This window comes from Prevotella sp. P5-108, from assembly GCF_002251385.1.
In the GTDB taxonomy this organism is placed as follows: domain Bacteria; phylum Bacteroidota; class Bacteroidia; order Bacteroidales; family Bacteroidaceae; genus Prevotella.
Genome location: NZ_NPJJ01000033.1, coordinates 88261 through 113795, shown reverse-complemented (window position 1 = coordinate 113795; position 25535 = coordinate 88261). Strand labels below are relative to the sequence as shown.

The 25535-nt window shown below is 54.9% G+C and carries 22 protein-coding genes and 1 tRNA gene; 13 read left to right on the top strand and 10 right to left on the bottom strand.

The features are described 5' to 3' along the window. Window position 1: 1 nt before the first annotated feature. Together CIK95_RS06560 and CIK95_RS06555 are read right to left on the bottom strand one after the other, a co-directional pair. Window positions 2-541: an RNA polymerase sigma factor gene (locus tag CIK95_RS06560; RefSeq protein WP_094385880.1), complete on the bottom strand. Its 540-nt coding sequence runs from the start codon at window positions 539-541 to the stop codon at window positions 2-4. Window positions 542-573: 32 nt separating this feature from the next. Then, the gene (locus tag CIK95_RS06555; protein ID WP_144007758.1) at window positions 574-942 is read right to left on the bottom strand and encodes a hypothetical protein; all 369 of its coding nucleotides are present in this window, start codon (window positions 940-942) and stop codon (window positions 574-576) included. Between the two features lie 363 nt (window positions 943-1305). On the opposite strand from CIK95_RS06555, the gene lysS reads away from it, so the two are divergent. The 6 genes from lysS to CIK95_RS06525 all read left to right on the top strand — a co-directional run bounded on the left by lysS (window position 1306) and on the right by CIK95_RS06525 (window position 7645). Next, window positions 1306-3039 carry a lysine--tRNA ligase gene (lysS, locus tag CIK95_RS06550; RefSeq protein ID WP_022310827.1) on the top strand — a complete coding sequence of 578 codons (1734 nt, stop codon included), beginning with the start codon at window positions 1306-1308 and terminating at the stop codon, window positions 3037-3039. Between the two features lie 32 nt (window positions 3040-3071). Beyond that, on the top strand, window positions 3072-4067 hold the full coding sequence (locus CIK95_RS06545) for an NAD(P)H-dependent glycerol-3-phosphate dehydrogenase (RefSeq protein ID WP_022310826.1): 996 nt from the start codon (window positions 3072-3074) through the stop codon (window positions 4065-4067). A 6-nt stretch (window positions 4068-4073) separates the two neighbouring features. Next, window positions 4074-5432, top strand: coding sequence for a glucose-6-phosphate isomerase (locus CIK95_RS06540; protein ID WP_022310825.1), 1359 nt, complete (start codon window positions 4074-4076; stop codon window positions 5430-5432). A gap of 67 nt (window positions 5433-5499) precedes the next feature. Beyond that, the gene (locus CIK95_RS06535) at window positions 5500-6267 is read left to right on the top strand and encodes an HAD family phosphatase (protein ID WP_094466575.1); all 768 of its coding nucleotides are present in this window, start codon (window positions 5500-5502) and stop codon (window positions 6265-6267) included. Between the two features lie 138 nt (window positions 6268-6405). Further along, window positions 6406-6987, top strand: coding sequence for a hypothetical protein (locus CIK95_RS06530; protein WP_094466574.1), 582 nt, complete (start codon window positions 6406-6408; stop codon window positions 6985-6987). An 88-nt stretch (window positions 6988-7075) separates the two neighbouring features. After that, complete coding sequence (locus tag CIK95_RS06525; protein ID WP_094385889.1) at window positions 7076-7645, top strand: hypothetical protein; 570 nt, start codon at window positions 7076-7078, stop codon at window positions 7643-7645. Here the strand turns inward: CIK95_RS06525 and mnmA are convergent. Continuing rightward, the gene (gene mnmA / locus CIK95_RS06520; RefSeq protein ID WP_371591386.1) at window positions 7635-8720 is read right to left on the bottom strand and encodes a tRNA 2-thiouridine(34) synthase MnmA; all 1086 of its coding nucleotides are present in this window, start codon (window positions 8718-8720) and stop codon (window positions 7635-7637) included. The genes CIK95_RS06525 and mnmA overlap by 11 nt on opposite strands. A gap of 349 nt (window positions 8721-9069) precedes the next feature. Between mnmA and CIK95_RS06510 the strand changes: the two genes are divergently transcribed. Next, window positions 9070-9981, top strand: coding sequence for a nucleotidyltransferase (locus CIK95_RS06510; protein ID WP_094385894.1), 912 nt, complete (start codon window positions 9070-9072; stop codon window positions 9979-9981). Window positions 9982-10253: 272 nt separating this feature from the next. Here CIK95_RS06510 and CIK95_RS06505 read toward each other — a convergent pair. The 4 genes from CIK95_RS06505 to CIK95_RS06490 all read right to left on the bottom strand — a co-directional run bounded on the left by CIK95_RS06505 (window position 10254) and on the right by CIK95_RS06490 (window position 12958). Continuing rightward, a tRNA-Met gene (locus tag CIK95_RS06505) sits at window positions 10254-10326 on the bottom strand. Window positions 10327-10443: 117 nt separating this feature from the next. Further along, window positions 10444-11322: an SGNH/GDSL hydrolase family protein gene (locus CIK95_RS06500; RefSeq protein WP_094466572.1), complete on the bottom strand. Its 879-nt coding sequence runs from the start codon at window positions 11320-11322 to the stop codon at window positions 10444-10446. A 17-nt stretch (window positions 11323-11339) separates the two neighbouring features. Next, the gene (locus tag CIK95_RS06495; RefSeq protein WP_094466571.1) at window positions 11340-11900 is read right to left on the bottom strand and encodes a DUF4738 domain-containing protein; all 561 of its coding nucleotides are present in this window, start codon (window positions 11898-11900) and stop codon (window positions 11340-11342) included. 17 nt (window positions 11901-11917) lie between these two features. Beyond that, a complete protein-coding gene (locus CIK95_RS06490) occupies window positions 11918-12958 on the bottom strand; it encodes a bifunctional oligoribonuclease/PAP phosphatase NrnA (RefSeq protein ID WP_022310816.1) in 1041 nt (346 codons plus the stop codon). A gap of 181 nt (window positions 12959-13139) precedes the next feature. Here CIK95_RS06490 and CIK95_RS12820 point away from each other — a divergent pair, with 181 nt between their 5' ends. The 6 genes from CIK95_RS12820 (at window position 13140) to CIK95_RS06465 (ending at window position 19277) form a co-directional block, all read left to right on the top strand. Further along, entirely contained in the window at window positions 13140-13445 is a 306-nt protein-coding gene (locus CIK95_RS12820) for a hypothetical protein (protein WP_144007757.1), read from the top strand. Between the two features lie 7 nt (window positions 13446-13452). Next, the gene (locus tag CIK95_RS06485; RefSeq protein ID WP_094466570.1) at window positions 13453-13725 is read left to right on the top strand and encodes a hypothetical protein; all 273 of its coding nucleotides are present in this window, start codon (window positions 13453-13455) and stop codon (window positions 13723-13725) included. A gap of 28 nt (window positions 13726-13753) precedes the next feature. Then, complete coding sequence (locus tag CIK95_RS06480) at window positions 13754-14425, top strand: NigD-like protein (RefSeq protein ID WP_094388551.1); 672 nt, start codon at window positions 13754-13756, stop codon at window positions 14423-14425. Between the two features lie 65 nt (window positions 14426-14490). Beyond that, window positions 14491-15048, top strand: a complete 558-nt coding sequence (locus CIK95_RS06475) for an RNA polymerase sigma factor (RefSeq protein WP_094385904.1) — start codon at window positions 14491-14493, stop codon at window positions 15046-15048. Next, complete coding sequence (locus CIK95_RS06470; RefSeq protein WP_094466569.1) at window positions 15045-16322, top strand: porin family protein; 1278 nt, start codon at window positions 15045-15047, stop codon at window positions 16320-16322. Before CIK95_RS06475 ends, CIK95_RS06470 begins: the two co-directional genes overlap by 4 nt. 114 nt (window positions 16323-16436) lie before the next feature. Continuing rightward, window positions 16437-19277, top strand: a complete 2841-nt coding sequence (locus CIK95_RS06465; RefSeq protein WP_094466568.1) for a helix-turn-helix domain-containing protein — start codon at window positions 16437-16439, stop codon at window positions 19275-19277. 133 nt (window positions 19278-19410) lie between these two features. Here CIK95_RS06465 and CIK95_RS06460 read toward each other — a convergent pair whose 3' ends face one another. The 3 genes from CIK95_RS06460 to CIK95_RS06450 form a co-directional block, all read right to left on the bottom strand. Further along, window positions 19411-21087 (bottom strand): SulP family inorganic anion transporter, encoded by a 1677-nt coding sequence (locus CIK95_RS06460; protein WP_022310810.1) that lies wholly within the window; start codon window positions 21085-21087, stop codon window positions 19411-19413. Between the two features lie 224 nt (window positions 21088-21311). After that, complete coding sequence (locus tag CIK95_RS06455; RefSeq protein WP_094466567.1) at window positions 21312-22493, bottom strand: TolC family protein; 1182 nt, start codon at window positions 22491-22493, stop codon at window positions 21312-21314. Then, window positions 22468-25533, bottom strand: a complete 3066-nt coding sequence (locus tag CIK95_RS06450) for an efflux RND transporter permease subunit (protein WP_094466566.1) — start codon at window positions 25531-25533, stop codon at window positions 22468-22470. The genes CIK95_RS06455 and CIK95_RS06450 overlap by 26 nt, the downstream gene beginning before the upstream one ends. Window positions 25534-25535: the final 2 nt, after the last annotated feature.

Genomic DNA, 25535 nt, shown 5'->3' with positions numbered 1-25535 from the left:
TTTAGTCATGATTGTTCATATATCTGATGATTTTCTCCTTGGCGATGTGATAGTTGGTCTTGGCCGAGGCGGGCGTGGAGTCTGTCACGTCGGCAATCTCGGCAAAACTCATGTTATCGTAGTAGCGCAGGTTGAAGGCCAGCTGCTGCTTGTCGGGCAACGCGAGGATGGCACGTTGCAGTCTGACGGCTTCGGCGTCGCTGTAGTCGATATAGCTGTCGGCTGCGCGCTCGTCGAGCAGCGCCATCCTGTCGTCGGCCGAAACCTCATCCTGCTTCCGTTGGCCGATGATGCGCAGCGCCTCGTGGGTGGCAATCTTGTATATCCACGCCGACAGCGAGCGGATTTCATCGTAGTTTCCCACTGAGCGGTAGATGCGTATGAAGGTCTCCTGCATGGCGTCCTGGGCATCGTCGTGGCTCACCACCATGCGGCGTATGTGCCAGTAGATAGGCTCGGTGTAGCGCTTTACCAGCAGGGCGAACCCCTTGGCAGTGTCTGCCTTCAGCTGCTTTACTATGTAAGTGTCGTCGATGGACATGGTCGTCTTCTCTCGTTGTGAGGTTTGGGTGATTATATCTTGCTATATACCTTTTTGCTACCTGCGGTCTGGCATTTCAGCATGCCGTTGGCTCTGGAGCAGAAGGAGTCGAGCTCGGCTTCGGCCATCTGCTTGCTGAGTCCCGTCATACGGGCGTAGTGCTTGATGGTGAGGTATCTGTTGTTCTGCAGATAGGCCAGGGCCATGTGCAGACGCTGGTTCTGGGTGAGGTGGTTGCTCACACGGGTGGCCGTTGTCGGCACCGTGCGTACTACGACCATGGGTCTCGGAGTCCACAGGCGATGATGGCAGCCTGGGCGGCGATGGCCCGAAGCCGGCAAGCATAGCAGCATGGCCATTAGTGCTGTCATCGATACGATGGTTGTTTTGTAATGTCTCATATTCGTTGTCGTTTGAGGTTGAAATTGGGTCCGTTGTATGAACGCCGTTCATATATATAACCCCGAGAAGTGGGAAAAGTAAAATGGGTAACCGTCATTTTATTCATTTTTCTCTTTTTTACTGTTTTTTCCGTTTTCCATGTCCTGACTGCAGAGTACAACGATACGTACAGGCAATACGAATGCCTGCACATTATATAAATATATGCGCTCGCGATGTAATTAATAAGGTAAAAACCAATGCAATTTCGTTTTTTTTGAGTACTTTTGCAGATGATAATGTGCGTATGTCCCGTTACTGCAGAGGCGGGCGGGGCAAAGGTGCATGCCAGTATGAATGGAAAGTAAATAAAAACAATATATATGAACGTATTAGAACTTAGCGAACAAGAGATTGTACGCCGCCAGTGTCTTGAAGAGTTGCGACAGATGGGTATCAATCCCTATCCCGCAGACGAATTTCCCGTAAATGCTTATTCGACCGATATCCGTGACAACTTCGTGGATGGCGAAGAGCGCGAGGTAGTTATCGCCGGCCGTCTGATGGGCCGCCGCGTGATGGGTAAGGCCAGCTTTGCCGAGCTGCAAGACTCCAAGGGTCGTATCCAGGTGTATATCACCCGTGATGACGTGTGTCCTGGCGATGACAAAGACTTGTACAACAAGGTGTTCAAGAAACTGATGGATATCGGTGACTTCATCGGTATCAAGGGTTTCGTCTTCCGTACTCAGACCGGTGAAATCAGCGTTCACGCCAAAGAACTGACGCTGCTGAGCAAGAGCCTCAAGCCTCTGCCTATCGTGAAGTATAAGGACGGTGTGGCCTACGACAAGTTTGAGGACCCCGAGCTGCGCTATCGTCAGCGCTATGTAGACCTCGTGGTCAACGACGGTGTGAAGGATACCTTCCTCAAGCGTGCCACCGTGCTGCGCACCATGCGCCGCTTCTTCGACGAGGCTGGCTATACTGAGGTAGAGACCCCCACGCTGCAGAGCATTGCCGGCGGTGCCAGCGCCCGTCCGTTTATCACCCACTTCAATGCGCTCAATATAGATATGTACATGCGTATCGCCACCGAGCTCTATCTGAAGCGACTCATCGTGGGCGGATTTGAAGGCGTCTACGAGATAGGCAAGAACTTCCGCAACGAGGGTATGGATCGCTTCCACAACCCTGAGTTTACCTGCATGGAGCTCTATGTGCAGTACAAGGACTATAACTGGATGATGTCCTTCACCGAACAGCTGCTCGAGACCATCTGTGTGGCTGTCAACGGCAAGCCCGAAGTGCAGATGGGCGACAAGACTATCAGCTTCAAGGCTCCCTTCCGTCGTCTGCCCATCCTCGATGCCATCAAGGAGAAGACCGGATATGACCTCTACGGCAAGAGCGAGGACGAGATACGCCACATCGCTGTAGACGAACTCAAGATGGAAGGCATCGACGCGAGCTTCGGCAAGGGCAAGCTCATCGACGAAATCTTCGGCGAGTACTGCGAGGGTACCTACATTCAGCCTACCTTCATCATCGACTATCCCGTAGAGATGAGCCCGCTCACCAAGATGCACCGCAGCAAACCCGGACTGACCGAGCGCTTCGAGCTGATGGTCAACGGTAAGGAGCTGGCCAATGCCTACTCTGAGCTCAATGACCCCATTGACCAGGAAGAGCGCTTCAAGGAGCAGATGAGACTGGCCGACAAGGGCGACGACGAGGCAATGGTCATCGACCAGGACTTCCTGCGTGCGCTGCAGTACGGCATGCCCCCCACAAGTGGTATCGGTATCGGCATCGACCGTCTGGTGATGCTCATGACCGGCAAGGAGTACATCCAGGAAGTTATGCTCTTCCCCCAGATGAAGCCCGAGGCCAAGATACCTCAGAGCAGCATCAAGGAGTGGGCTGCCATTGGTGTGCCTGAGGACGAGGTGTATGTGCTGCGCAAGGCAGGCTTCAATCTCATCAGCGACATCAAGGACCAGAAGGCTCAGGGACTGCAGCAGAAGTTGGGCGAGATACACAAGAAGTACAAGCTCGAGTTTGAAAAGCCCGGTGTCGACGCCATCCAGCAGTGGATAGACAGCGCACAGGCCTGAGAACAGCATAAAATAACCCCAAAACAAGATTTATGTTTAGCGTAGGAAAAACAGCCATCATCGGTGGAGGCTCGTGGGCTACAGCTATCGCCAAGATAGTGATAGACCACACCCACCACCTGGGGTGGTACATGCGCCGCGACGACCGCATCGAAGACTTCAGAAGACTGGGTCACAACCCCGCCTATCTCACAAGTGTGCACTTCGATGTGGACGAAATCTTCTTCTCTTCAGACATCAACAAGATAGTTGAGGCTTACGACACGCTCGTGTTTGTCACTCCCTCGCCCTATCTCAAGAGTCATCTGAAGAAACTCAAGACCCGTATCAAGGACAAGTTTATCATTACCGCCATCAAGGGTATCGTGCCCGATGAGAACCTGGTGTGCTCTGAATACTTCCATAGGGTCTACGACGTGCCTTACGACAATCTTGCCGTCATCGGCGGTCCGTCGCACGCCGAAGAAGTGGCGCTGCAACGCCTCTCTTATCTCACTGTGGGATGTGCCGACCAGGAAAAGGCCCAGGCCTTTACCGAGGTACTCTCGTCGGAGTTTATCAAGACCAAGGTGGCGTCGGATGTGCTTGGCATAGAGTATTCGTCGGTGCTGAAAAACGTCTATGCCATCGCCGCGGGCATCTGCTCGGGCCTGAAGTATGGCGACAACTTCCAGGCGGTACTCATATCCAACGCCGTGCAGGAGATGAACCGGTTCATGACCGCCGTCAATCCCATAGAGCGCAATGTCTATGACAGCGTCTACCTGGGTGACCTGCTGGTCACGGGCTACTCCAACTTCTCGCGCAACCGCACCTTCGGTTCGATGATTGGTAAGGGCTACAGCGTGAAGAGCGCACAGATAGAGATGGAGATGATAGCCGAGGGATACTTCGGTACGAAGTGCATGAAGGAAATCAACCGCCACATGCATGTCAATATGCCTATCCTCGACGCGGTGTACAACATTCTCTACGAACGCATCAATCCCCAGATTGAAATCAAATTATTAACAGACAGTTTTAGATAGACTAAAATGAAAAGTATTTCTTTAGACTTTACCAAAGCCGCTTCCTTCCTTGGTGAGGGTGCGGTAGAGGCGTATGAACCCAAAGCTAAAGCCGCTCTCGAGGCATTGGAGAACAATACTTGCCCCGGCAACGACTTCTTAGGATGGCTTCACTTGCCATCAAGTATTACTCCTGATTTCCTCGATGAAGTCCAGGCTGTTGCCAACACCCTCAGAGAGAAGTGTGAGGTAGTAGTGGTAGCCGGTATCGGCGGCAGCTACCTCGGCGCGCGCGCTGTCATCGAAGCCCTTAGCAACTCGTTTGCCTGGCTCATTCAGGACAAGAAGAACCCGCAGATTCTCTTTGCCGGCAACAACATCAGCGAGGACTATCTGGCTGAGCTCACCGACTATCTGAAGGGCAAGCGCTTCGGCGTCATCAATATCTCCAAGTCGGGTACCACCACCGAGACCGCCCTCACTTTCCGTCTGCTCAAGAAGCAGTGTGAGGCCCAGATGGGCAAGGACGTGGCTCGTGAGGTGATAGTGGCTGTTACCGATGCCAAGCGCGGTGCCGCACGCACCTGTGCCGACAAGGAAGGCTACAAGAGCTTCATCATTCCCGACAACGTGGGTGGCCGCTTCTCTGTGCTCACTCCCGTGGGTCTGCTGCCTATAGCCTGTGCTGGTTTCGACATCAAGGCTCTCGTGGCTGGTGCTACTGATATGGAGAAGGCTACTGGCGTGAATGTGCCTTTCGGCGAGAATATCGCTGCACAGTATGCTGCCGTGCGCAACGCTCTCTACAATGAGGGTGGCAAGAAGATTGAGATTATGGTCAACTACCAGCCCAAGCTCCACTTCATCGCTGAGTGGTGGAAGCAGCTCTACGGTGAGAGCGAAGGCAAGGATGGCAAGGGTATCTTCCCCGCATCTTGCGACTTCACCACCGACCTGCACTCTATGGGTCAGTGGATTCAGGATGGCGAGCGCTCTATCTACGAGACCGTCATCTCGGTAGAGACTCCCAACCGCGAACTCGACTTCCCTCATGACGATGAGAACCTCGACGGTCTCAACTTCCTCGCCGGAAAGCGTGTGGATGAGGTCAACAAGATGGCTGAACTCGGTACACGTCTCGCCCACGTGGATGGCGGCGTACCCAATATCCGCATCAGCGTGCCCGTGCTCAACGAGTATTACATCGGTCAGCTTATCTACTTCTTTGAGATAGGTTGTGGTATCAGCGGCAACATCCTTGGTGTCAATCCGTTCAACCAGCCCGGTGTTGAGGCTTACAAGAAGAATATGTTTGCCCTGCTCAACAAGCCTGGCTATGAGGCTGAGAGCAAGGCTATCCAGGAGCGTCTGCAGAACGAGAAGTAATCGCAACGCCTCTGGGCTTGATACAATAACAAGGGGGGAGTAACTTCCTCCCTTTATTATTATAATAATGTACGAGAGAGAGATTAACAGATACCTGGACCGTATGGTCGATAGCCATCAACTCGCCAGCAAGGACGAGTGGAAGGGATTCCGCTGCGTGCTCTTCGATATGGATGGCGTGCTCTACAACTCCATGCCCAATCATGCCGTGGCATGGCAGCAGGCTATGAGCGCCAATGGGCTCCACTTCACCGCCGAAGACTCCTATGCCACCGAGGGCATGAAGGGCGTCGACACCATACGCATCTATGCCGAGCGCCAGACGGGAAAGAAACTCACCGAGGCTGAGGCCCAAGCCATCTACGACGAAAAGGCGCGTCTGTTTCACCAGATGCCCGAAGCCGGGATATTCGATGGCGTCGTAGACCTGATGAAGCAGATACGCGAGGCTGGACTGACTATCTGTGTGGTTACCGGGAGCGGACAGAAACCCCTCATCCAGCGCCTTGTCAACGACTTCGGAGACTTTATCGACGAACAGCACATCGTGTCGGCATACAATGTGAGCCACGGAAAGCCCGCCCCAGACCCCTATCTGAAAGGTCTGGAACTGGCAGGCAACATGAAACCCTGGGAGGGTATAGTGGTAGAGAATGCGCCGATGGGCGTAAGAGCCGGCGTGGCAGCCCAGATATTCACCATCGGTGTCAACAGCGGTCCGCTGCCCGATGAGGTGCTGGCCGGCGAGGGTGCCAATGTCATTCTGCCCAGCATCCGCAGGCTGGCCGATGACTGGCAGCAGCTGATGGCGTATGGCCCGGCCAAAAGGGGATAAACTGCTGCGCCTTGCCAAATTAATTATAAATTGGTAGGGTAGTGGGTTAAATCATCTTAATAACCCATTGGGCTAAAGCTGCAATATACTATCTTTGCAGACAAGAGACTCAGGTCTATAAACAATAAAGATAAGAATATGAAGAAATTGTTTTTCTTTGCCGGCATCCTCGCCATGACTGCCTTGGCAAGTTGCGGCAACAAGCAGAATGCCCCTGCCGAAGGCGAAGCCATAGAGGTGGCTGCCCCTGTAGACGATGATGTAATAAGTATGCTCGATGCCCAGCTCAAGAGCAAGGACCCCAACGCGCTGATGAAGACCCTCGCTGCCATCAAGGAGAAATATGCCCAGCTGGTCAAGGCGGGCAAGCTCGAAGAAGCCAAGGCATATATGGCCAAGGCCCAGACATATCTGAAGGAACATGCGGCACAGATTACTGCCATCGCTGGCGAAGACAGTGAGGTGAGCAATCTGGTAAACAGCGTAACCAGTATGCCCGAAGCCGCGCAGAATGCTGCCGAAGAGACAGCCAAGAAGGTAGATGCCAAGACCAAAGAGGCAGTCGAGGCTGCCAAGTCTGACGCCAAAGCCAAGGTCAACGAGGCTGCTGCCAAAGCCAAAGCCAAAATCAATGAGAAAGCCAATGAGGCTGGACAGAAGGCCCACGAGGCTGTAGGCAAAGCAGCGGCAAAGGCGATGAAGGAAATGGGACTCGAATAGAGCCTGATACATACCTAAAAGGCGGCAGTGCGAGTTCCGCATGGGCCGCCTTTTGCAGAATTACAAACTCAATAGTAAGATACTTGTCATGAACTATCGTGTACTCTTTTCGCTGCTATGTCTGTTCTCCGTGTCGGCCTACGCCCAGAAGAAAGTGGTGATTTATGACCTGGAGACCCGGGTGCCCATCCGTCAGGTGAGGGTAAGGGTCGACAAGTCCAGAACCTACACCACGCCCTATACGGGCCAACTCGTTCTGCCCGAGAAGTTTGATACCATCACGGTGAGTCATCCCAAGTATCTCACCCACTCGATGGGCTTCAAGGAAGTGGGAGATTCTATCGGCCTGATTCCCCGCACCCGCACCCTGGGCGAAGTCGAGGTGGTGGGCGAGGACTTGTCCAAGCGTCTGCGTGAGAATGTGGAGCAGTGGGGTGTCACCGACCCCAAGGAACGCCAGCTGCTCAATCCCAAGACGAGTGTGGTCGATTTTGATCTCGTGAAAATCTTTGACTTCAAAGGCCGGTCCCGTCGCCGACGTACGCGCAAAGTCAAGCAGGCTCTGCAGAAGATGGACGAGAAGGACCCCGTGAAGCGCGCCTATGAAGCCACGGTGAAAGACAAGGGTGAAAAAAAAGAAGAGACTACTACAAAGTAATCTCTCCTGAACCATAACAGCGGTGGTGCTCGTGGTCGTAGACGACGCAGAACTGACCCGGCGCCACGCCATGTATCTTCTCAGCCGAATAGACCATATAACAGCCATCCCCACATTGTCGGATGGTGGCGTGATGGTAGTCGGGAGTATGGCGTATCTTGAACGTCACGTCGGTTTCATCTTTGTCGAAACCGGCTGTGAGGAAATGAAAATCATGTATCTTGAATTCTTGCTTGTACGCAGTCTCCGGGTCGTAACCGTGACTGACGTACAGGATATTCTTTTCCACATCCTTCTTGATGACAAACCAGGGACCGCCGCCCAGCCCGAGGCCCTTGCGCTGGCCGATGGTGTGGAACCAGAGTCCACGATGGCCGCCAATGCGCTTGCCGGTTTCCCATTCTATCACGTCTCCGGGGTTCTCACCCAGGTATCGGCGTATATATTCGTTGTAGTCTATCTGCCCCAGGAAGCAGATACCCTGGCTGTCGCGACGTCGGGCGTTGACCAGATGCTCGCGCTCGGCTATCCGGCGCACCTCGTCTTTCTCATAGTGACCTATGGGGAAGAGCGCCTTGCGCAGCTGCCAGTCGTAGATTTGGGCAAGAAAGTCGGTCTGGTCTTTGACCGGGTCGGGGCTGGTGCAGAGCCATTTGCGTCCGTCTATGATTTCCGTCTGGGCGTAGTGGCCGGTGGCAATCAGGTCGTAGTTGTGCCCCATCTTCTCATCGAAGGCGCCAAACTTGATGAGCCTGTTGCACATCACGTCGGGGTTGGGTGTATAGCCCGCCTTGACTTTCTCCATGGTGTATCGCGTCACCTGGTCCCAGTATTCGCGGTGGCAGTCTATCACCTGCAGGCGGCATCCGAACCTTCCGGCCACAGCCGTGGCCATCTCCAGGTCTTCCTCAGAGGTGCAGTCCCATTCCTCCTGTTCCTCTGGCCCTATCTTGATGTAGAAGCAGTCGGGCTTGAGCCCCATGCGGGTCAGCTCGTATACCACCACCGAACTGTCGACGCCGCCCGAGAGCAGCACGGCTATCCGCTTGTCCTTTATCTCGTTTATGTCAATCATATTGCAAAGGTAGTGCAAGCCGAAGACAATACAAAGGAAAAACGAATGTTTTTTCAATTTGTATTGTTGAGGCGCCGCCTACCTTCATGGTGAGCCATAGAGTAGTGCAAGCCGAAGACAATACAGCGAATGTTTTTTCAATTTGCTTGGTTGAGGCGCCGTCTGTCTTTGTCGTAATCGCCGTGATGACCGAAATCGATGCAAGCCGCAGCGTGGTGGTTGGCAAGATTTCGGACATTACAGACAAAAATAGGACGATGGCATAAATTATCAGTAAAGGTGCTGTGTATTCCGATTTTTTTTGATTACTTTTGCATGGTGACTATAACTTAACACATTATTATATAATATGAAACCTACATTGTTACTTCTTGCGGCTGGTATGGGAAGCCGCTACGGTGGGCTCAAGCAGCTCGACGGTCTGGGTCCCAATGGTGAGACCATTATGGACTACTCTATCTACGACGCCATCCAGGCTGGTTTTGGCAAAATCGTCTTCGTAATCCGTAAGGACTTTGAGCAGGATTTCCGCGATAAGGTTCTTTCCAAATATGAGGGACATATCCCCGCCGAGATATGCTTCCAGTCTATCGACGCGCTGCCCGAGGGCTTCAGCGTGCCCGAAGGCCGTCAGAAGCCTTGGGGTACCAACCACGCCGTGCTCATGGCCAAGGATATCATCAAGGAGCCTTTCTGCGTCATCAACTGCGACGACTTCTACAACCGTGATGCCTTCATGGTGATTGGCAAGTTCCTGTCAGAGCTGCCCGAGGGCGCCAAGAACGATTATGCTATGGTGGGCTTCCGTGTAGGCAATACGCTGAGCGAGAACGGTACCGTGGCTCGCGGTATCTGCTCTAAGGACGAGGCTGGTCACCTTACCACCGTGGTTGAGCGCACCGAGATTATGCGCGTCAATGGCCCCGTATGCTACAAGGACGAGCAGGGCCAGTGGGTAGCTGTCGAGGACAACACGCCCGTAAGTATGAATATGTGGGGCTTCACTCCCGATTACTTCGACTATAGCGAGGCTTACTTCAAGGAGTTCCTCAGCGACAAGAAGAATATGGAAAACCTGAAGGCAGAGTTCTTCATCCCATTGATGGTCAACAAACTCATCAACGAGAAGACCGCTACCGTCAAGGTGCTCGATACCACCAGCAAGTGGTTTGGCGTGACCTATGCTGCCGACCGCGACAGTGTGGTTGCCCGCATCCAGAGCCTCATTGACGAGGGCGTTTATCCCTCACACCTGTTCTAAAGAACCCATCATCGGCTTGCCTGCCACCGCAGCCATCAAGCCGTCAACATCTGCGCTATCCGCATGGCCCACAGCGCTCTCCACAGCGCGACAGAGGCAGTACGGATAGCGCCTTTTTGTTTCGGGATGTTTCGGAATGACCGATAATAGAACTGTTGCTATATTATGGCTCACCCGATATATATCTGGGCCTTACTGTCCGACCCCCTGTACGAGTGTATATACGAAAAACGTCCGAAAAGCCTTGGTTATTTGCTTTTCGGACGTTGTAGTTGCGGAGGCAGGACTCGAACATGCGACCTCCAGGTTATGAGCCTGGCGAGCTACCAACTGCTCCACTCCGCGATATTTCTCATTTGCGAGTGCAAAGGTAGTGCTTTTTTCTGAGTCTTGCAAATTTTCGGGCATGTTTTTTATCCCCATGGGTCATTTATGGGTGTCTTTGGCATGCCCGGGCGGACGCTATTTCTTCTTTTTCAACTCATTATCAGGCGTATAGTGGAGTTTGGTACCAATGAAGGCCACTTCCTTGAATTCTTTATAGTTGTTGCGGATAATCCAGTCTATGTAGGTCATGAATACACGTGCCGTGTACTCGTAGCCCATCGCATTGAGATGTCCTCCTACGTAATAACGGTCCTGGAAATCGGCGTCATAGAGTGGGGCGTGCTTGAAGAGGTCGATGACATATACGTTGCTGAACATACGTGCCAGCCCGCGCACCACCTCGTTGAACTCGTCATAGGCGTTGTTGCCCTTGTCGGTCTGCGGGCGTGTCACCACAAATATCTTTGCCTTGGGCTGTATGCTTTGCAGTCGCTGTATGATGCCAGCCATATAGCCGGCATAGGTCGGGGCATTGTTGTTGTAGTCCTTGAGGTCTACGTCGGTGTCCAGACTGCCACACTTCAGGTTGTTGCGCTTGCGGCGTGTATAGTCGTTTACACCCATAGCCACGATGTAAGCCTGCTTGGGGTTCATCTTGCAGTATGCCCATCCGCGCTTGGTGTCGTCGGCTATCCATCCCTTGGCGGTCTGACCTCCGCGGCTGAAGTTCTCGCCCTCGGCGCCACAGGCACGGCACAGGAACTGGCCCCACGAGTATTCGTACATGTCGTGATGACCCAGCTTGCCATTCTCGTCGCGACTCTCCATCTCGCCGCTACACAGGCTGTCGCCTATGAAGCCCCATGTACGGAAGATGGCGCAGAGGCCGGGCGTGTTGTTGATGGTCTGCAGCGGATTTTCTTCCGCCGAAATGTTGGGCATAGGATTGCCCATGGTCTGTGCCGATGCTCCTATCGAGATGCAGAGCAGGAGTGCTGTGATTACATTCTTCATGATTATGTTTTTTAGGGTTAGAATACTTCATCTGCCGCTTCGTCAGCCGAGCTGGTGTCCAGGCGTGTGTCTTTGCTCACAGAGACACTGCCCGTGCGTCCTATCTTGATGAGCAGGGGCACGTAGTCGTCGCTCGACTTGTCGGGCGAGCCCACGCTGACAGCAAAGGTGAGGTTGTCGCCATCGATTTTGTCGTACACGATACCCACCAGCGCACTGTTGTCCAGGTAGCCGGCATCGACATGGGCGGAAAAATCGTTTTTGGTAAACTCGCGGTGCAGAAACTGTGTGCCGTCTTCGCGGTTGATGGTGAGCGCGATGCGGTTGTCGTAGTATTTGCGTGTGCCGTCGCTCACCTTGTCCAGCGTCGAGTCAGCCTTTGCCGCTACCGTTATCGTATAGTCCTTGCCCAGCCACTCTACGTGATACTTCTGCACATAGTCGCCTATGGCCAGAGTCTTGGTAGGCTTGGGTGCCTGCTCCTTCTTTACGATGATGTTGTAGGGCTGCTTCTTCTCCTGACAGGCAGTCAGCATCAGTCCCATGGCGGCTATCATGAGCCATTTTCTTGTTTTCATTTTATCTCGAATTAAGTTTATTTCAGCTTGTCGGAGAAGTCTATGATGGCTTCTCTCACAGCCTTCTCTGCCTCGTCCATCGTGCAGCAGAGCTTGCCGCCGCTGGCGTTGAGGTGTCCGCCGCCGTTGAAGTGTCTGGCAGCCATCTCGTTGCAGGGGAAGTCATCGACCGAGCGCAGACTCACCCATATCAGATTGTCGTGGCGGTCGTCTTCGCGCAGCGAGATAGAGAGCTTCATGCCCTTGATGCGCAGCGGCTCGTTGACCAGCCCTTCGGCGTCGCCCTTGATGAAGTGAAAGCGCGCCATATCGCTGCGGGTGATGGTGAAGTAAGAGGCATGATAGTCTTCAAAGTAATTGAGCTTCTGCGAGATGATATATCCCCTCAGCCTCATGGCCCAGCAACTGTAGTTGTTGTACACATTGCGGTAGATGCGGTCTTTGTCGATGCCCTTGGTGAGCAGCTGACCTATTATATAATATATCTCCGGACGGGTGGAGTTGTAGGTAAACCCTCCCGTGTCGGTCATCATGCCGCAGTATATCTGTGTGGCGCAGCGGCGGGTCATCATGTCAAAACCACCCAACTGCCATACCACGCGGAACACCACCTCAGAGGCGCTGCTCAACTCGGGATGCGACACCATCAGCTCCATGCCCTCCTTTTCGGGGTTCAGGTGATGGTCCATCATCACCTTGTGGCCTGTGGCTTCGGTGAGCACCGTTGTCATTTCGTCTACGCGCGACATAGCATTGAAGTCGATGCAGAATATCAGGTCGGCGTGAGTCATGATTTCAGCCACCTGGTCCTTATGCTTGTCATAGCGCACCACGCGTTCGGTTCCCGGCAGCCAATGCAGAAAGTCGGGATAGGCGTCGGGCACTACCATTGTCACTTTTTTATCACGCTGGGCAGAGAGATAGTCTGTCCACGCCAGGCTTGCACCCATAGCGTCGCCGTCGGGCGACTTGTGGCAAGTCACTACTATCTGTTGGGCGTTGTCAATAAGCTCGTTCAGCTTTTCGGCTTCCGCCGTAGTAAGAAGATTTATTTCCATATCTGCAAAGGTAGTGCAAGTCGAAGACAATGCAAAGAAAAAACCAATGTTTTTTCATTTTGCATTGTTGAGACGCAGCCTACCTTATCCAAAGGTAGTGCAAACCGAAGAGAATACAAAATAAACTCGTTTATTTTTATTCTTGAGGTGCCGCCTACCTTCACAGCGGGAGCCGTAAATAGTGCAAACCGAAGCAAATACATCCCCACCTTATTTATATATATCCACAAAACTTCCGCCAATCTCCTTAAACCTGATTTTGGGGTTTGAAATGATGGTTTCAAGTTCCGAAACGCTGATTGCAGGGTTTGCAATGACGGTTTCAAACCACGAAATTAACTTCTATGCCATCCCTGCCGAAAATGCGCGCCGCCCTTGCCCGATGCGGCCGATGGCCGTCGGGCTGTCCCTTCACTCTGATGCCGCCGATGGCTGTGGACGCGCGAAAACAATAGCTGCTGGCAAGCAAACGATGACAACTGATTAAGAAAACGATGGCAGCCGACAAGAAAACAATGGTTGCCGACACGAAAACGATGGCAGCCGACACGAAAACGATGGCAACCGACAAGAAAACGGCGAATTTATTTCTTTCTCCGCGTGGTTTGTATTATTTTTGTGGCAGTTATCGCGATGCATCCCGTCTGCTCCCGCTTCAGCGCGCGCGTTTCCGCTCTCCTTGGCGTGATGACCGTGGTGGCGGGAAGCCATTCCTAATGGTTAAAAAAGGTAAATACGTGCAAGGAAATGGCTGCGGCTGCATTTAATAGACGAAACAAAAAGCAAAAGACAGATATGAACAAATTGAAATTCCTTACCCTCTGCCTCGTGTTGGCAGTCTCTTCTTTCACCCTGCAGTCCTGCAACGATGACGATGATAACGGAATCACCTACTTCCCCAATGCGTTGGTCACACTGAAGACCAATGCCGAGACAGGTGCCTTCTATATGCAGCTCGACGATGCCACCACGCTCGTACCTACCAATATCAAGACAGCCCCTTATGGCGGCAAGGAGGTGAGAGCCCTCGTCAACTTCAAGGAAGACCAAAAATCCACCGGACACAATTCACGCTCGGTCTATGTCAACTGGATTGACACCATACGCACCAAACCTATGGTGCTCCACAGCGCCGACGACGACCAGACTTACGGCAAAGACCCGATAGAGGTGGTCAACAGCTGGGCCACGGTGGTCGAAGACGGATATTTCACCCTGCGCTTCCGCACCCTCTTTGGCAGCAACAAGCCCCACGAGCTCAACCTCGTGAAGTGTAACGAACCCTACACGGTGGAAATTCGTCACAATGCCCACGGCGATGTCTCTGGCTATCCTGCCGACGGACTGATAGCTTTCCGTCTCAACCAGCTGCCCGACACCGAAGGCAAGACCGTGCTGCTCACCGTCAAGTGGCAGTCGTTCACTGGCGAAAAGAAGGCGCAGTTCAAGTATTGTACCCGCAAATAACAGTGTTTTGAGTCCCGAGGCCATGCCCCGTAGCGGGTGTGGCCCCATGGGCGACGTGCTATCCTATGCGATTGTATCAAGCAGATATCGAACAACAGATAATACAACTGTTTGGCCGGGGCGATGCCTCGGCCATGCGTCGTCTGTACGATTCCTATGCAGGCGTGCTTGCCGGTATCTGCGCCCGATACATCACCGACGCCGACGACCAGAAAGATGTGCTGCAGGAGTCGCTCATCCAGATTTATACCCATATCTCTTCCTTCACCTATCAGGGCCGGGGCTCGCTCCAGGCATGGATGGCGCGCATCACCATCAACCAGGCGCTGATGTTTCTGCGTGCCCAAGCGTCGACAACCATGATGGGAGAGGTCGAGAACATAGCCGATGACACCACCGACGAACCCGATGTCGCCGGACTCAGCGAGGGCGAAATCCTGGACATGATAAGACGGCTGCCCGTAGGCTATCGCACCGTCTTCAACCTCTATGCCATCGAGGGCAAGAGCCACAAGGAGATAGCCGCAGCGCTCGGCATCAAGCCCGACACCTCGGCGTCGCAGTACAAGCGGGCACGCACAATGCTCGCACAAATGATAAAAGACTATAAAAGACAGATATGACTACCAACGACAAATGGATTAATCGCATACAGCAGAAGATGGAGCATTATGAGGCTGATGTTCCTGAGGGACTGTATGATGATATCGTGGCCGAGATGCAGCGCCGCGGGCTGAAGCCCCTGGCAGCCACCTCGCGCAAAGCCCCTGTAGTGCCTTTGTGGACCCAGCGCATAGCAGCTCTGGCAGCGGTGGCAGCAGCCGTTGTCGTAGCCGTATTTGTGTTTACCCCCTCGGCTCCCGAGATGGCGCCGACAGCCTCATTGCCCACCAGCCATGCGGTGCAGCCCTCTGCCGTAGCCGCTGCCACCGACGCCCAGACTGCTGGCGATCCCAGTTCACTGGTCGCTGCCGTGCGCCGATGGAAGGCAACCTTCAGCCCCACCGCCGTCAAGGAGGTGATGCTCGCCGACAATACCACGCCCGCCGCCATTACACCTATATATAATATAGAGCCCGAGCCCGAATGTGAGGTGATGGAGCAGCGCCCGACCGATGCCGACAGCCCGACAGCCACCAAGCCTGCTGCCACCTCGAAGCCTGTCTCCCCGTCGGGCTCTACCGTCAGAAAGACCGATCGCAGAGTGATACATTATCCATCCACCCGCCGCTCCCATCCCATGTCGATTGGCGCCTACGTGCGCGGCGCCCAGTCAGGCAACTCTGTCATCCCTTCCGAACTGCCTGCCGGCAGTGGCTTTTTAGCGGACAATGACGTCTATGGCAGCAGCGATATGATCCACCCCAGCCGTGTGCCCATGCTTCCTATGGGCAGGAGCGGTGGCCGCACCCATCACAAGCTGCCCGTCAAGGGAGGCCTCTCTCTGCGCTACTCGCTCGACGACCGTTGGAGCGTGCAGACCGGCGTCAACTACAGCTATCACTCGTCAGAGATAGAGATGGGCGGCGAGGACATCGACCAGCAGCTCCACTTCATCGGCGTGCCTGTGGCTGTGGGCTACAATGTATGGGGCAACCGCCATGTCAATGTCTATCTCACCGCTGGCGGCGAGGTAGAGAAACTGGTCAAGGGCCGTCGCACGGTGAGCTATACCGGTCAGCAGCGCAACGAAGATGTCAAGATGAGCCGTCCCCAGCTGTCGGTACAGCTGTCTGCCGGCGCCGAGTATCGTGCCACCCGCGCCGTGAGCCTCTATATCGAGCCCGGCGTGTCCTACCACTTCGACAATGGCAGCGGCGTCAGCACCATCTACAACGACAAGCCCTTCGAGTTTGGTCTCAGCATGGGCGTCAGAGTCGATATAAACCGCCGATAAAGCCCCCAATAGACGGCCAAAACCTAAAATAATATTTCTTTTGCTTTGCCTTGTTCTTGGTTTTCATTAATTTTGTGGCATCTTAGCATTAATGAGAACAGAACACGGCAAAGTATGAGACCCATCAAGCATCCATATCTTCCCATCTATTACCTCTCGGTGGTTCTGGGACTGCTGCTTCTTGCTGGCTGTAGCGACAAGAAAACGGTACCTATATACAATACCCCTGAGTACAAACAGATAGAACGCAAGTTGAACGCGGTGGCCGACACCACCGACCTGAAGCACTGGCTCCAAGTCTACCGCCAGTCGGGCAACCGTATGGGCGAGTCTATCGTGCTGCGGCGGTTAGGTAGGGCATATCGTGTAGACAACCAGTTCGGTCGCGCCATCCTTGCCCACAAGCAGGGCCTGGCTGTAGCCGATAGTATCTGCGACACGATGGAAATTGTCAATACCCTCAACGAACTGGGTACCAACTACCGCCGTCTGGGTGCCATGTACCTTGCCACCAGCAGCATGACTCTTGGTCTGGGCTACTGCCAGCAGTGGAGCGACACCACTGCCGCGGCCTTCAAGAGTCAGCTGAAGATACTCAACGGTCTGGGAAAAATCTATTATACCATCCGCAACTACAAGGCAGCCCTCGACTACTTCAGGCGCTCGCTTGCCGGCGAAATCAAGTTGGGCAGCGCTTTTGGTATGGCGCTCAACTATTCTGATATCGGCAGAGTGTTCAGAGCCCAGAACAACCTCGACTCTGCCCAGTTCTATTTCCAGAAATCCATGGAGCAGAAACAGCTCATTAACGACGAGGTGGGTATGGCGCTCATTCGTATCGAGTATGGCGGCCTCTACGAGGATAGGGGCGACTATGCCAAGGCCACTGCCGAGTACGACAAGGCTTATATTACCCTGATGGCCCACTCCGACCGCTATCTCCGCCTGCGGTCCTGCATAAGCCTTGCGCGTGTCTACATCAAGCGACAGATGACCGCCACCGCCATCGAGTATCTGCAGGAGGCCAAGATGACCGCCGACGAAATCAACTCGCCTGGCGACCGCTCGCAGATAGCCCTGCTCTATTATCAGATTTATCGCAAGTCGGGCAATACAGCCAAAGCCCTCGCTGCCTATGTCGACTACAAGAACTGGAACGACACGGTGATGAACCTGGAGAAACTGGGTGATATCCAGAATGTGCAGATAGACGAGCTCATGGCCGACAATACGCGCAAGCTCAACTATGTGCGCAAGGATATGGACCGTATGCGCAAGCAGCAGGAGAGTGGATGGCTCGTGTTTACGCTCATCATGGTAGGTATGATAGTCCTCTTGGCGTTCTCCTATTACCTCCTGCGCATCCGCACCCGCACGCTTGCCGCCTACAGGGAGTTCCGCGACGCCCGTGTGCGCTTCTTCGCCAATATCTCGCACGAACTGCGCACACCGGTGACCATCATCCAGTCGGCGGGCAACTCCATAGAGTCGCAGACCGACAACCAGCAGATACGCGACGAGGTGTCGCAGCTTCAGGAGGCCTCTCGTCGTCTGCTCCATCTGGTAGACAGTGTGGTGGACATCACCAATATCAGCATCAGACCCGTCGACGAGGCACAGTGGTGTCACGACGACATCGTGGGATATGTACGCATGCTGGTCGAAGCCTATCGCCATGAGGCCGCGAAGCGCCAGATACGTCTTGTGGTGACCTCCAAGCGCAACAAGATAGAGGCCGACTTCGTGCCCGATTATGTCGACAAGATTCTTGGCAATCTGCTGACCGATATGTTGCACCATGCCTACAACCAGTCCGACCTCTATATCAGCATGTCTATCGAGAGGCGCATGCTCAGGCTCGAACTCAAAGACCGCGGCCAGGGTATGTCGCCCGAGGTAGTCAAAGACCTGCTCAAGCCCTATGACAGCAAGAATACCTCTGAAATCTATATGCATGTGGGGCTGAATATCCAGGCGGTGCAGGCTGCCATACGAGCTATGGGTGGCGATATCAAGTTGAAGAGCAAGCTGGGCGAGTATGCCCAGTTCATCATCACCATCCCCCTGCGTCATGGCGACCACGACTATCCTCGCCTCACCGAGCAGAAGACCCTCCACACTCCTGCCGCTCTATCTCCTGCCGATGCCGACATGCCCCCTGTCGTCGAAGCCGATGCCGACAACAAGCCACGCATACTCATCGTCGAAGAGTCGGCACAGGTGGCTCGCTACGTTGCCGACCAGCTGAAGAATCAGTACAAGGTGTTCTTTGCCTCCAATGGTGAAGACGGTCTGCATAAAATCAGAATTGCCGCGCCCGACCTGATTATCACCGACGGCGTGTTGCCCGTCGTTGATGGCTATCAGCTCTGCGAGGGTGTGCGTGCGCAGGCTGCTACCTGTCATATCCCCATCGTCATGGTGTCGTCAGACTCTTCGGTGCGGGGTCGCATGAAGGGTTTTCAGGCTGGTGCCGACGCCTATCTGCTCAAGCCGTTCCGTGCCGACGAACTCCTGGTGCGCGTAAGTCTACTGCTCCAGCAGCGCCGTATGCTGCGCGACAAGTATGCTGGCTCCGTACCGGTTGTCGACGATGCCGACGGACAGGCAGAGACCACCGACCGCACTCCCGACTTCATCGACGAGGTGCAGCAGTATGTAGACAGCCGTATCGGTGAAGGCGACATAGACCTCGCCGACCTGGCGGCTCGCTTCGGGGTCACCCGTGCCACCTTCACGCGTAAGGTCAAGCAGCATACGGGCCTCACCTCGGCGGCATATATCACCTCGCGCCGTATCCGAAAGGCTTGCGAACTCCTGCAGACCGCCGACATGACGGTGGCTCAGGTGGCAGAGGCGTGCGGATACAGCGACACCGCCTACTTCATCATGGTATTCAGAAAGAGCATGAACAAGACGCCCAAGCAGTACAAGGACGAGTGGCTGAAGCCTTAGTCCTTTATCCTGCGGCAGCCTTCTGGTGTCTATATATATAATTAAGGTAAGGACTTGGAGCAGTCACACTCCAAGTCCTTACCTTATTATATATACGCGCGTGGGTCGCCCGCCAGCAGGGGGCGATGGCGGTTTATCTTATGATTTCCTTGGCACGCTCCAGAGCCAGGTTGATGTGGCTGCAGATGTTCTCTTTGCCCACAATCTGGTAGAAGCCTGCGTGCTCGAGCACCTGTTCTACCTTGGGAGTCACTCCCGACAGCACAATCTGTATGCCCTCCTTGCGGCTCATCATACACAGATTGGTGAGGTTGTGTATGCCGGTAGAGTCGACAAACGGCACCTTACGCATACGGATGATGCGCACCTTGGGGCGGTCGCCGAAGTTGGCCATGATTTCCTCAAACTTGTTGCCGGCACCGAAGAAGTAGGGGCCGTTGATTTCGTACACCTCCACGCCGGTGGGGATGGTGAGGTGCTCGTTGTTCTCCAGTCTCACGTCGGTCTCGTCGGTCAGGTCTATCTCGTCCATGATTACCTTGACATCGCTGGTCTCAGCCATACGCTTCATGAAGAGCAGACAGGCGATGATGAGGCCCACCTCGATGGCTATGGTCAGGTCGAAGAGTATGGTCAGGATAAAGGTGATAAGCAGCACGCTGACATCGCTCTTGGGGTTCTTCATCAGCATGGCAAACGAGCGCCAGCCGCTCATGCCGTACGACACCACCACCAGCACGCCTGCCAGACACGCCATGGGGATATACTGCGCCAGCGGCATGAGGAAGAGGAAGATGAGCAGCAACACCACCGCATGGATGATGCCGGCTACAGGGGTGCGGCCGCCGTTGTTGATATTGGTCATGGTGCGGGCTATGGCTCCGGTGGCAGGGATGCCGCCGAAGAGGGGCGAGGCGAGGTTGGCCAGACCCTGTCCGATGAGCTCGGTATTGGAGTCATGGTGATGGCCTATCACACCGTCGGCCACCGTGGCAGAGAGCAGACTCTCTATGGCGCCGAGGATGGCAATGGTAAGCGCCGGCGACACCAGGCTCTTGATGATATCCCACGACAGGGCGGGCACGGTGGCGCTGGGCAGTTCGCTGTTGATAGAGAAGCGGTCGCCTATGGTCTCTATGCTTGTCACGCCATAAAACTGCTTGAGTATCAGAGCTGCCAGAGTCATCACGATGATAGCCACCAGCGAGCCGGGAATCTTCTTGCTGAATCGGGGCGTGAGCGTGATAATCACGATGCTCACTATGCCCACCATCGCCGTCCACCAGTCTATCGTGCTGATGTCGTGGAAGTAGGCTATCCACTTCTCGGTGAAGTCAGAAGGTACCGTCGCCATAGTCAGACCCAACAAGTCCTTGATTTGGGTGGTAAAGATGGTTACGGCGATACCGCTCGTAAATCCCACCACGATAGGATAGGGTATATACTTGATGATGGTACCCAAGCGGAGTACGCCGAAGAGTATCAGGAACACGCCTGCCATAAGTGTAGCGATGGTGAGTCCCTGTATGCCGTATTGCTGTATGATGCCGTAGATGATGATAATGAATGCACCTGTAGGTCCGCCTATCTGCACGCGGCTTCCGCCGAAGACCGATACCATGAAGCCTGCCACGATGGCAGTGATGATGCCCTTCTCGGGCGTTACGCCCGAAGCGATACCAAAGGCGATGGCCAACGGCAGGGCTACGATGCCCACGATGATGCCAGCCATGAGGTCTTGCATAAATTTACTACGGTTATAGTGTTTCAGGGTAGAAACCAGTTTGGGTTTGTACGTAAATACTTGCATAAGTGTTGTTGCTAAAACGGTAATAATGTAAGTGTCCTTAAAAACGACTGCAAAGGTATCATCTTTTGTCCACACATCGGTGCTGGCGCGGTGTCTTTCTTCGTTTTCATGGTGTCTTATTGACCTGTATCATTGGCCCCTGCACCCCAGTAAACCAAACAGCGGCTGCCGTCTCTACTCTACAGATGACGGCAGCCGCTGTGGCGATAGTGGTGTCTGGCGTGTTACAACTCGTTCTTGTGCAGTTCGGCCAGGAGTTTGGTGCTCTGGCAGTGCAGGTCGATGTGGCGTTGCAGTTTCTGATAGATATTGTTGATTTCCTCGTAGTAGACCAGCGCGGTGATTTCTCCCTGCTTCAGCGCTTTGGCAAAGAGGGCGATACTCTCGTTCATCATTTTGACATCGCTGTGGTCGAGCACCTGCTGCAGCCCCTTGAGCTGCTGGTAGCGCGACCTGATAGAGGCCTCGGCTTCCCGGCGCGACTGCATCACCTGTATCTCGGCACTCTGCTTGCGCTCACGGGCAGCCTTGATTTTCTTGCTGTTGCTGTAGAGCGGGAAGCTCATGCCCACCATCATTCCGTTGACAGGCTCTCCCTCCTCGGTGTTCCTGCGGTAGCCCACCGTGAGGTTGGGCAGCCACTCGCTCTTCTGTATCTTCATGTCCATCTCGGCAGTCTTGAGTGAGGCTTCGGCTGTCTTGATGTCGGCGTCGTTGGCCAGCGCCAGCGCTTCAAACGACTTGTAGTCTGTGATGGCTGCAAACTCAGGCATGGTGGTCATGTTGACCTCTATGGCCTGTCCGCCGTTGAGCTGCTGGAGCTGCTGGAGCAGCAGTATGCGCTCGTTGCGCGCTTCGGTCACCAGGGCTTTCACCTCCATGACGTCGAGTTTCACCTTGTTGAGCTCCAGGATGTTGGCGTCGCCCACCTCCATACGCTGCTCGTACATACTGCGCAGCTGCTCACTGCTCGTGAGGCGCTGGTTGAGCATACTGAGCGTCTGGTTGAGGCGTATGATGTCCAGGCAAATCAGCTCGGCTTCGAGCAGAATGTCCCTTCTCTGCTTGAGCAGCTGCTGCTGGCCGGCATTCCTCTGCATGCCTGCGAGCCGGCTGCAATCCTTGTACTTGGTAGGAAACTTGATTTCCTGGCTGACCACGAGCTCGCTCTCGACCACGCCCGAATATCCCTTCTTGAAGAAAGGGCTGTATTCGACCGATGGGCCGCCCAGCGCGTTGTCGGCCTTGATGTCCAGCACGTCGGCCTCGCTTTCGTGTGCCTGCGCCTTGAGCGTCAGGTTGTTGGCGGCTATCTGCCTGAGTATGTCGCCGATGCTGTCTGTGCCGGTGGCTGCTGCCGTCAGCGTAGCGAGCATGGCGCTAATAGCGATGAGATATCTTTTCATAAATGATAGGTATGATAAATGCGTTGAGTAATGTCGAACTGATGAGTCCGCCCAGTATCACCTTGGCCATGGGCGACTGTATTTCGTTGCCGGGCAGGTCGCCGCCGAGAGCCAGCGGCACCAGAGCCAGCGCCGAGGTGAGGGCTGTCATGAGTATGGGGTTGAGTCGTGAGAGCGAGCCTTCGATGATGGCTTCCTTCACGGTCTTGCCCTCTTCGGTGCGCAGCCGCTTGTACTCGGTGATGAGCAGCATGCCGTTGCGCGTGGCGATGCCGAAAAGCGAGATGAAGCCGATGATGGCGGGAATGCTCACCTCGCCGGTGGTGAAGATGATGGCAAAGATGCCGCCGATGAGCGCCAGTGGCAGATTGAGCAGTATCACACCGGCCTCCATCGTGCTGCGGAACTGCATGAACAGCAGCAGGAAGATGATGGCGATGGCTATCGTGCAGGTGAGATAGAGCACCCGTGAAGCATGCTCCTGGCTCTCAAACTGTCCACCATACTCTATATGATAGCCCTCGGGCAACTGGATATTGTTGTCTACCGCAGTCTTGATGTCGGCCACCACGTCGCTCAGTGCCCTGCCGGTGGTGTTGGCAGAGATGACTATCTTGCGCTGGGTGTTCTCGCGGTTGATGGTGTTGGGGCCGGCGCTCGATATGATGTCGGCCACATCGGACAGAGGCACCTTGCGTCCGTCCTGCGTGTCGATGATCAGGTCGCTTATCTCGTTGTAGTTGGCGGCCTTGACCACCAGGTTGAACGCTCTGCCCGCCTCGTACACCTGCGATACGGTCTCGCCCGCCAGATTGACAGCCAGAAACTCGTTGAACTCGGGCAGCGTGATGCCGTTGCGTGCCAGCAGTTCGCGCCGTGGCACTATCTTGAGTTCCGGACGCTCTATCTGCTGTTCCACGTTGAGGTCGGTGATGCCGTCGATGTCCTTGCAGGCCTTCTTGATCTGGTTGCCTATGGTGTACATCTTGTTCAGGTCGCTGCCAAAGAGCTTGATGGCTATGCTTGCCTGCGTGCCCGACAGCATGGCGTCGATGCGGTGGGATATGGGCTGACCTATCTCGATGTTGGCGCCCGCCAGCACCGACAGGCGCTGCCTCACGTCGTTCTGTACCTCTTCGTGCCCGCGGTCTTTGAGCTTGAACGGAGCTTCTATCTCGCTCACGTTGACGCCCAGTGCATGCTCGTCGAGCTCGGCGCGGCCTGTCTTGCGTGCCACGGTGGTTATCTCGGGCACCTGCAGCAGGAGCCTCTCCGCCCGTGCGCCTATGGAGTCGCTCTCTTCGAGCGAGATGCCCGGGAGCGAAGATATGTTGATGGTAAACGAGCCCTCATTGAACTTGGGCAGGAAGCTGCTACCTAAAGAGAAGAATGTGGCAAGAGCCGCCACCAGCAGCACGGCGGTAGAGCCTATCACCCATCGGGTGTGGCCCAATACCCATGTCAGCGCCCGCTGGTAATACCCCTTGAGCCATACTGCCACAAAGGCCTCCTTGCCCATCTCGCCATTGCTCTTGCCGAGCAGATAGCTGCAGAGCACGGGCGTAAGCGTGAGCGCCACCAGCGTCGACGCCATGAGTGCCGTCACAAAGGCGATGCCCAGCGGGATGAGCATGCGGCCCTCCATGCCACTGAGGAAGAACAGCGGCGCAAAGCTCACGATGATGATGAGGGTAGAGTTGAGGATGGGCATACGCACCTCGCGCGAGGCTTCATAGACCAGCCGGATGATGGGCACGCGCTCGGCCTCGGGCAACTGCCGGTTCAGCCTGATGTGCTTGTAGACATTCTCCACATCGACTATGGCGTCGTCGACCAGCGACCCGATGGCTATCGCCAGACCGCCCAGGGTCATGGTGTTGATGCTTATGCCGAGGGCGTTGAGCACTATCATCGCCACGAGAAACGACAGGGGGATGGTGACCAGCGAGATGATGGTGGTGCGCACATTGGCAAGGAATATCATCAGGATGATGACCACAAAGATGGCTCCCTCGATGAGTGACTTCTTCACATTGTCGATGCTGCTGCTGATGAAGTCGGCCTGGCGGAAGATGTTGGTAGAGATATGTACGTCGGCGGGCAGATTGCCTTTGAGGTCGTCGAGCGCATGGTCCAGATGGGCTGTCAGGTCGAGCGTACTGGTGTTGGGCTGCTTGGTCACGGTAAGCAGCACGGCGGGGTGAGCCCGTTCGCTGGCCACGCCCAGCTTGGGCGACTGGCTGCCCACGCGTATGTCGGCCACATCGGCAAGGGTGATGACGCTCTCACCGCTCTTCTTCACCGCACTGGCCTCGAGCTTGTCGATATCGTTGGTCGAGGTGATGCCGCGTATGATGTACTCGTTGCCGTACTTGTAGCACACGCCGCCGTTGGTATTGGTGTTCATGCCGCGGGTGCAGGCCATCACGTCGGCGAGGCTTACGCCGAAGTGCTTCATCTTGCCGGGGTTGATGAGTATCTGGTACTCCTTGATGTCGCCACCGTGGACGCTCACCTGGGCCACGCCACCGGTAGAGAGCAGCCGTGGGCGGATAACCCAGTCGGCGTAGGTGCGCAGGTCTTGCATGGAGGTCTTGTCGCTGGTAAGGCTCACGATGAGCACTTCGCCCAGGATAGACGACTGAGGGCCCAGCACGGGAGCGCTCACACTGGCAGGCATCTGCTCGCCAATGGCAGAGAGCTTCTCGCTCACGATCTGGCGCGCCAGGTAGATGTCGGTGCCCCAGTCAAACTCTACCCAGACGACAGAGAAGCCGTGGGTAGACTGAGAGCGCACGCGACGCACGCCGGTGCTGCCGTTGACCGCCGACTCGATAGGGAAGGTCACCAGCTGTTCGACTTCCTCGCTGGCCATGCCGCCAGCTTCGGTCATGATGACCACTGTGGGAGCGTTGAGGTCGGGGAAGACGTCGACCTCGGTCTTGGCGGTAGAATAGAGGCCGGCGATAACCAGCAGTACAGCCAAGACCAGTATTAATATTCTGTTCTCGAGCGAGAACTTGATGATCCTGTTCAGCATGA

Excerpts from the sequence above, each read along its gene's own strand:
- CIK95_RS06560 (WP_094385880.1), bottom strand. The coding sequence starts at position 541 with ATGTCCATCGACGACACTTACATAGTAAAGCAGCTGAAGGCAGACACT.
- CIK95_RS06475 (WP_094385904.1), top strand. The coding sequence starts at position 14,491 with ATGCGATTGTATCAAGCAGATATCGAACAACAGATAATACAACTGTTT.
- mnmA (WP_371591386.1), bottom strand. The coding sequence starts at position 8,720 with ATGATTGACATAAACGAGATAAAGGACAAGCGGATAGCCGTGCTGCTC.
- CIK95_RS06485 (WP_094466570.1), top strand. The coding sequence starts at position 13,453 with ATGGCAGCCGACAAGAAAACAATGGTTGCCGACACGAAAACGATGGCA.
- CIK95_RS06465 (WP_094466568.1), top strand. The coding sequence starts at position 16,437 with ATGAGACCCATCAAGCATCCATATCTTCCCATCTATTACCTCTCGGTG.
- CIK95_RS06460 (WP_022310810.1), bottom strand. The coding sequence starts at position 21,087 with ATGCAAGTATTTACGTACAAACCCAAACTGGTTTCTACCCTGAAACAC.
- CIK95_RS06510 (WP_094385894.1), top strand. The coding sequence starts at position 9,070 with ATGAAACCTACATTGTTACTTCTTGCGGCTGGTATGGGAAGCCGCTAC.
- CIK95_RS06450 (WP_094466566.1), bottom strand. The coding sequence starts at position 25,533 with ATGCTGAACAGGATCATCAAGTTCTCGCTCGAGAACAGAATATTAATA.
- CIK95_RS06455 (WP_094466567.1), bottom strand. The coding sequence starts at position 22,493 with ATGAAAAGATATCTCATCGCTATTAGCGCCATGCTCGCTACGCTGACG.
- CIK95_RS06480 (WP_094388551.1), top strand. The coding sequence starts at position 13,754 with ATGAACAAATTGAAATTCCTTACCCTCTGCCTCGTGTTGGCAGTCTCT.
- CIK95_RS06555 (WP_144007758.1), bottom strand. The coding sequence starts at position 942 with ATGAGACATTACAAAACAACCATCGTATCGATGACAGCACTAATGGCC.
- CIK95_RS06525 (WP_094385889.1), top strand. The coding sequence starts at position 7,076 with ATGAACTATCGTGTACTCTTTTCGCTGCTATGTCTGTTCTCCGTGTCG.
- CIK95_RS06540 (WP_022310825.1), top strand. The coding sequence starts at position 4,074 with ATGAAAAGTATTTCTTTAGACTTTACCAAAGCCGCTTCCTTCCTTGGT.
- CIK95_RS06495 (WP_094466571.1), bottom strand. The coding sequence starts at position 11,900 with ATGAAAACAAGAAAATGGCTCATGATAGCCGCCATGGGACTGATGCTG.
- CIK95_RS06535 (WP_094466575.1), top strand. The coding sequence starts at position 5,500 with ATGTACGAGAGAGAGATTAACAGATACCTGGACCGTATGGTCGATAGC.
- lysS (WP_022310827.1), top strand. The coding sequence starts at position 1,306 with ATGAACGTATTAGAACTTAGCGAACAAGAGATTGTACGCCGCCAGTGT.
- CIK95_RS06490 (WP_022310816.1), bottom strand. The coding sequence starts at position 12,958 with ATGGAAATAAATCTTCTTACTACGGCGGAAGCCGAAAAGCTGAACGAG.
- CIK95_RS06470 (WP_094466569.1), top strand. The coding sequence starts at position 15,045 with ATGACTACCAACGACAAATGGATTAATCGCATACAGCAGAAGATGGAG.
- CIK95_RS06545 (WP_022310826.1), top strand. The coding sequence starts at position 3,072 with ATGTTTAGCGTAGGAAAAACAGCCATCATCGGTGGAGGCTCGTGGGCT.
- CIK95_RS06530 (WP_094466574.1), top strand. The coding sequence starts at position 6,406 with ATGAAGAAATTGTTTTTCTTTGCCGGCATCCTCGCCATGACTGCCTTG.
- CIK95_RS06500 (WP_094466572.1), bottom strand. The coding sequence starts at position 11,322 with ATGAAGAATGTAATCACAGCACTCCTGCTCTGCATCTCGATAGGAGCA.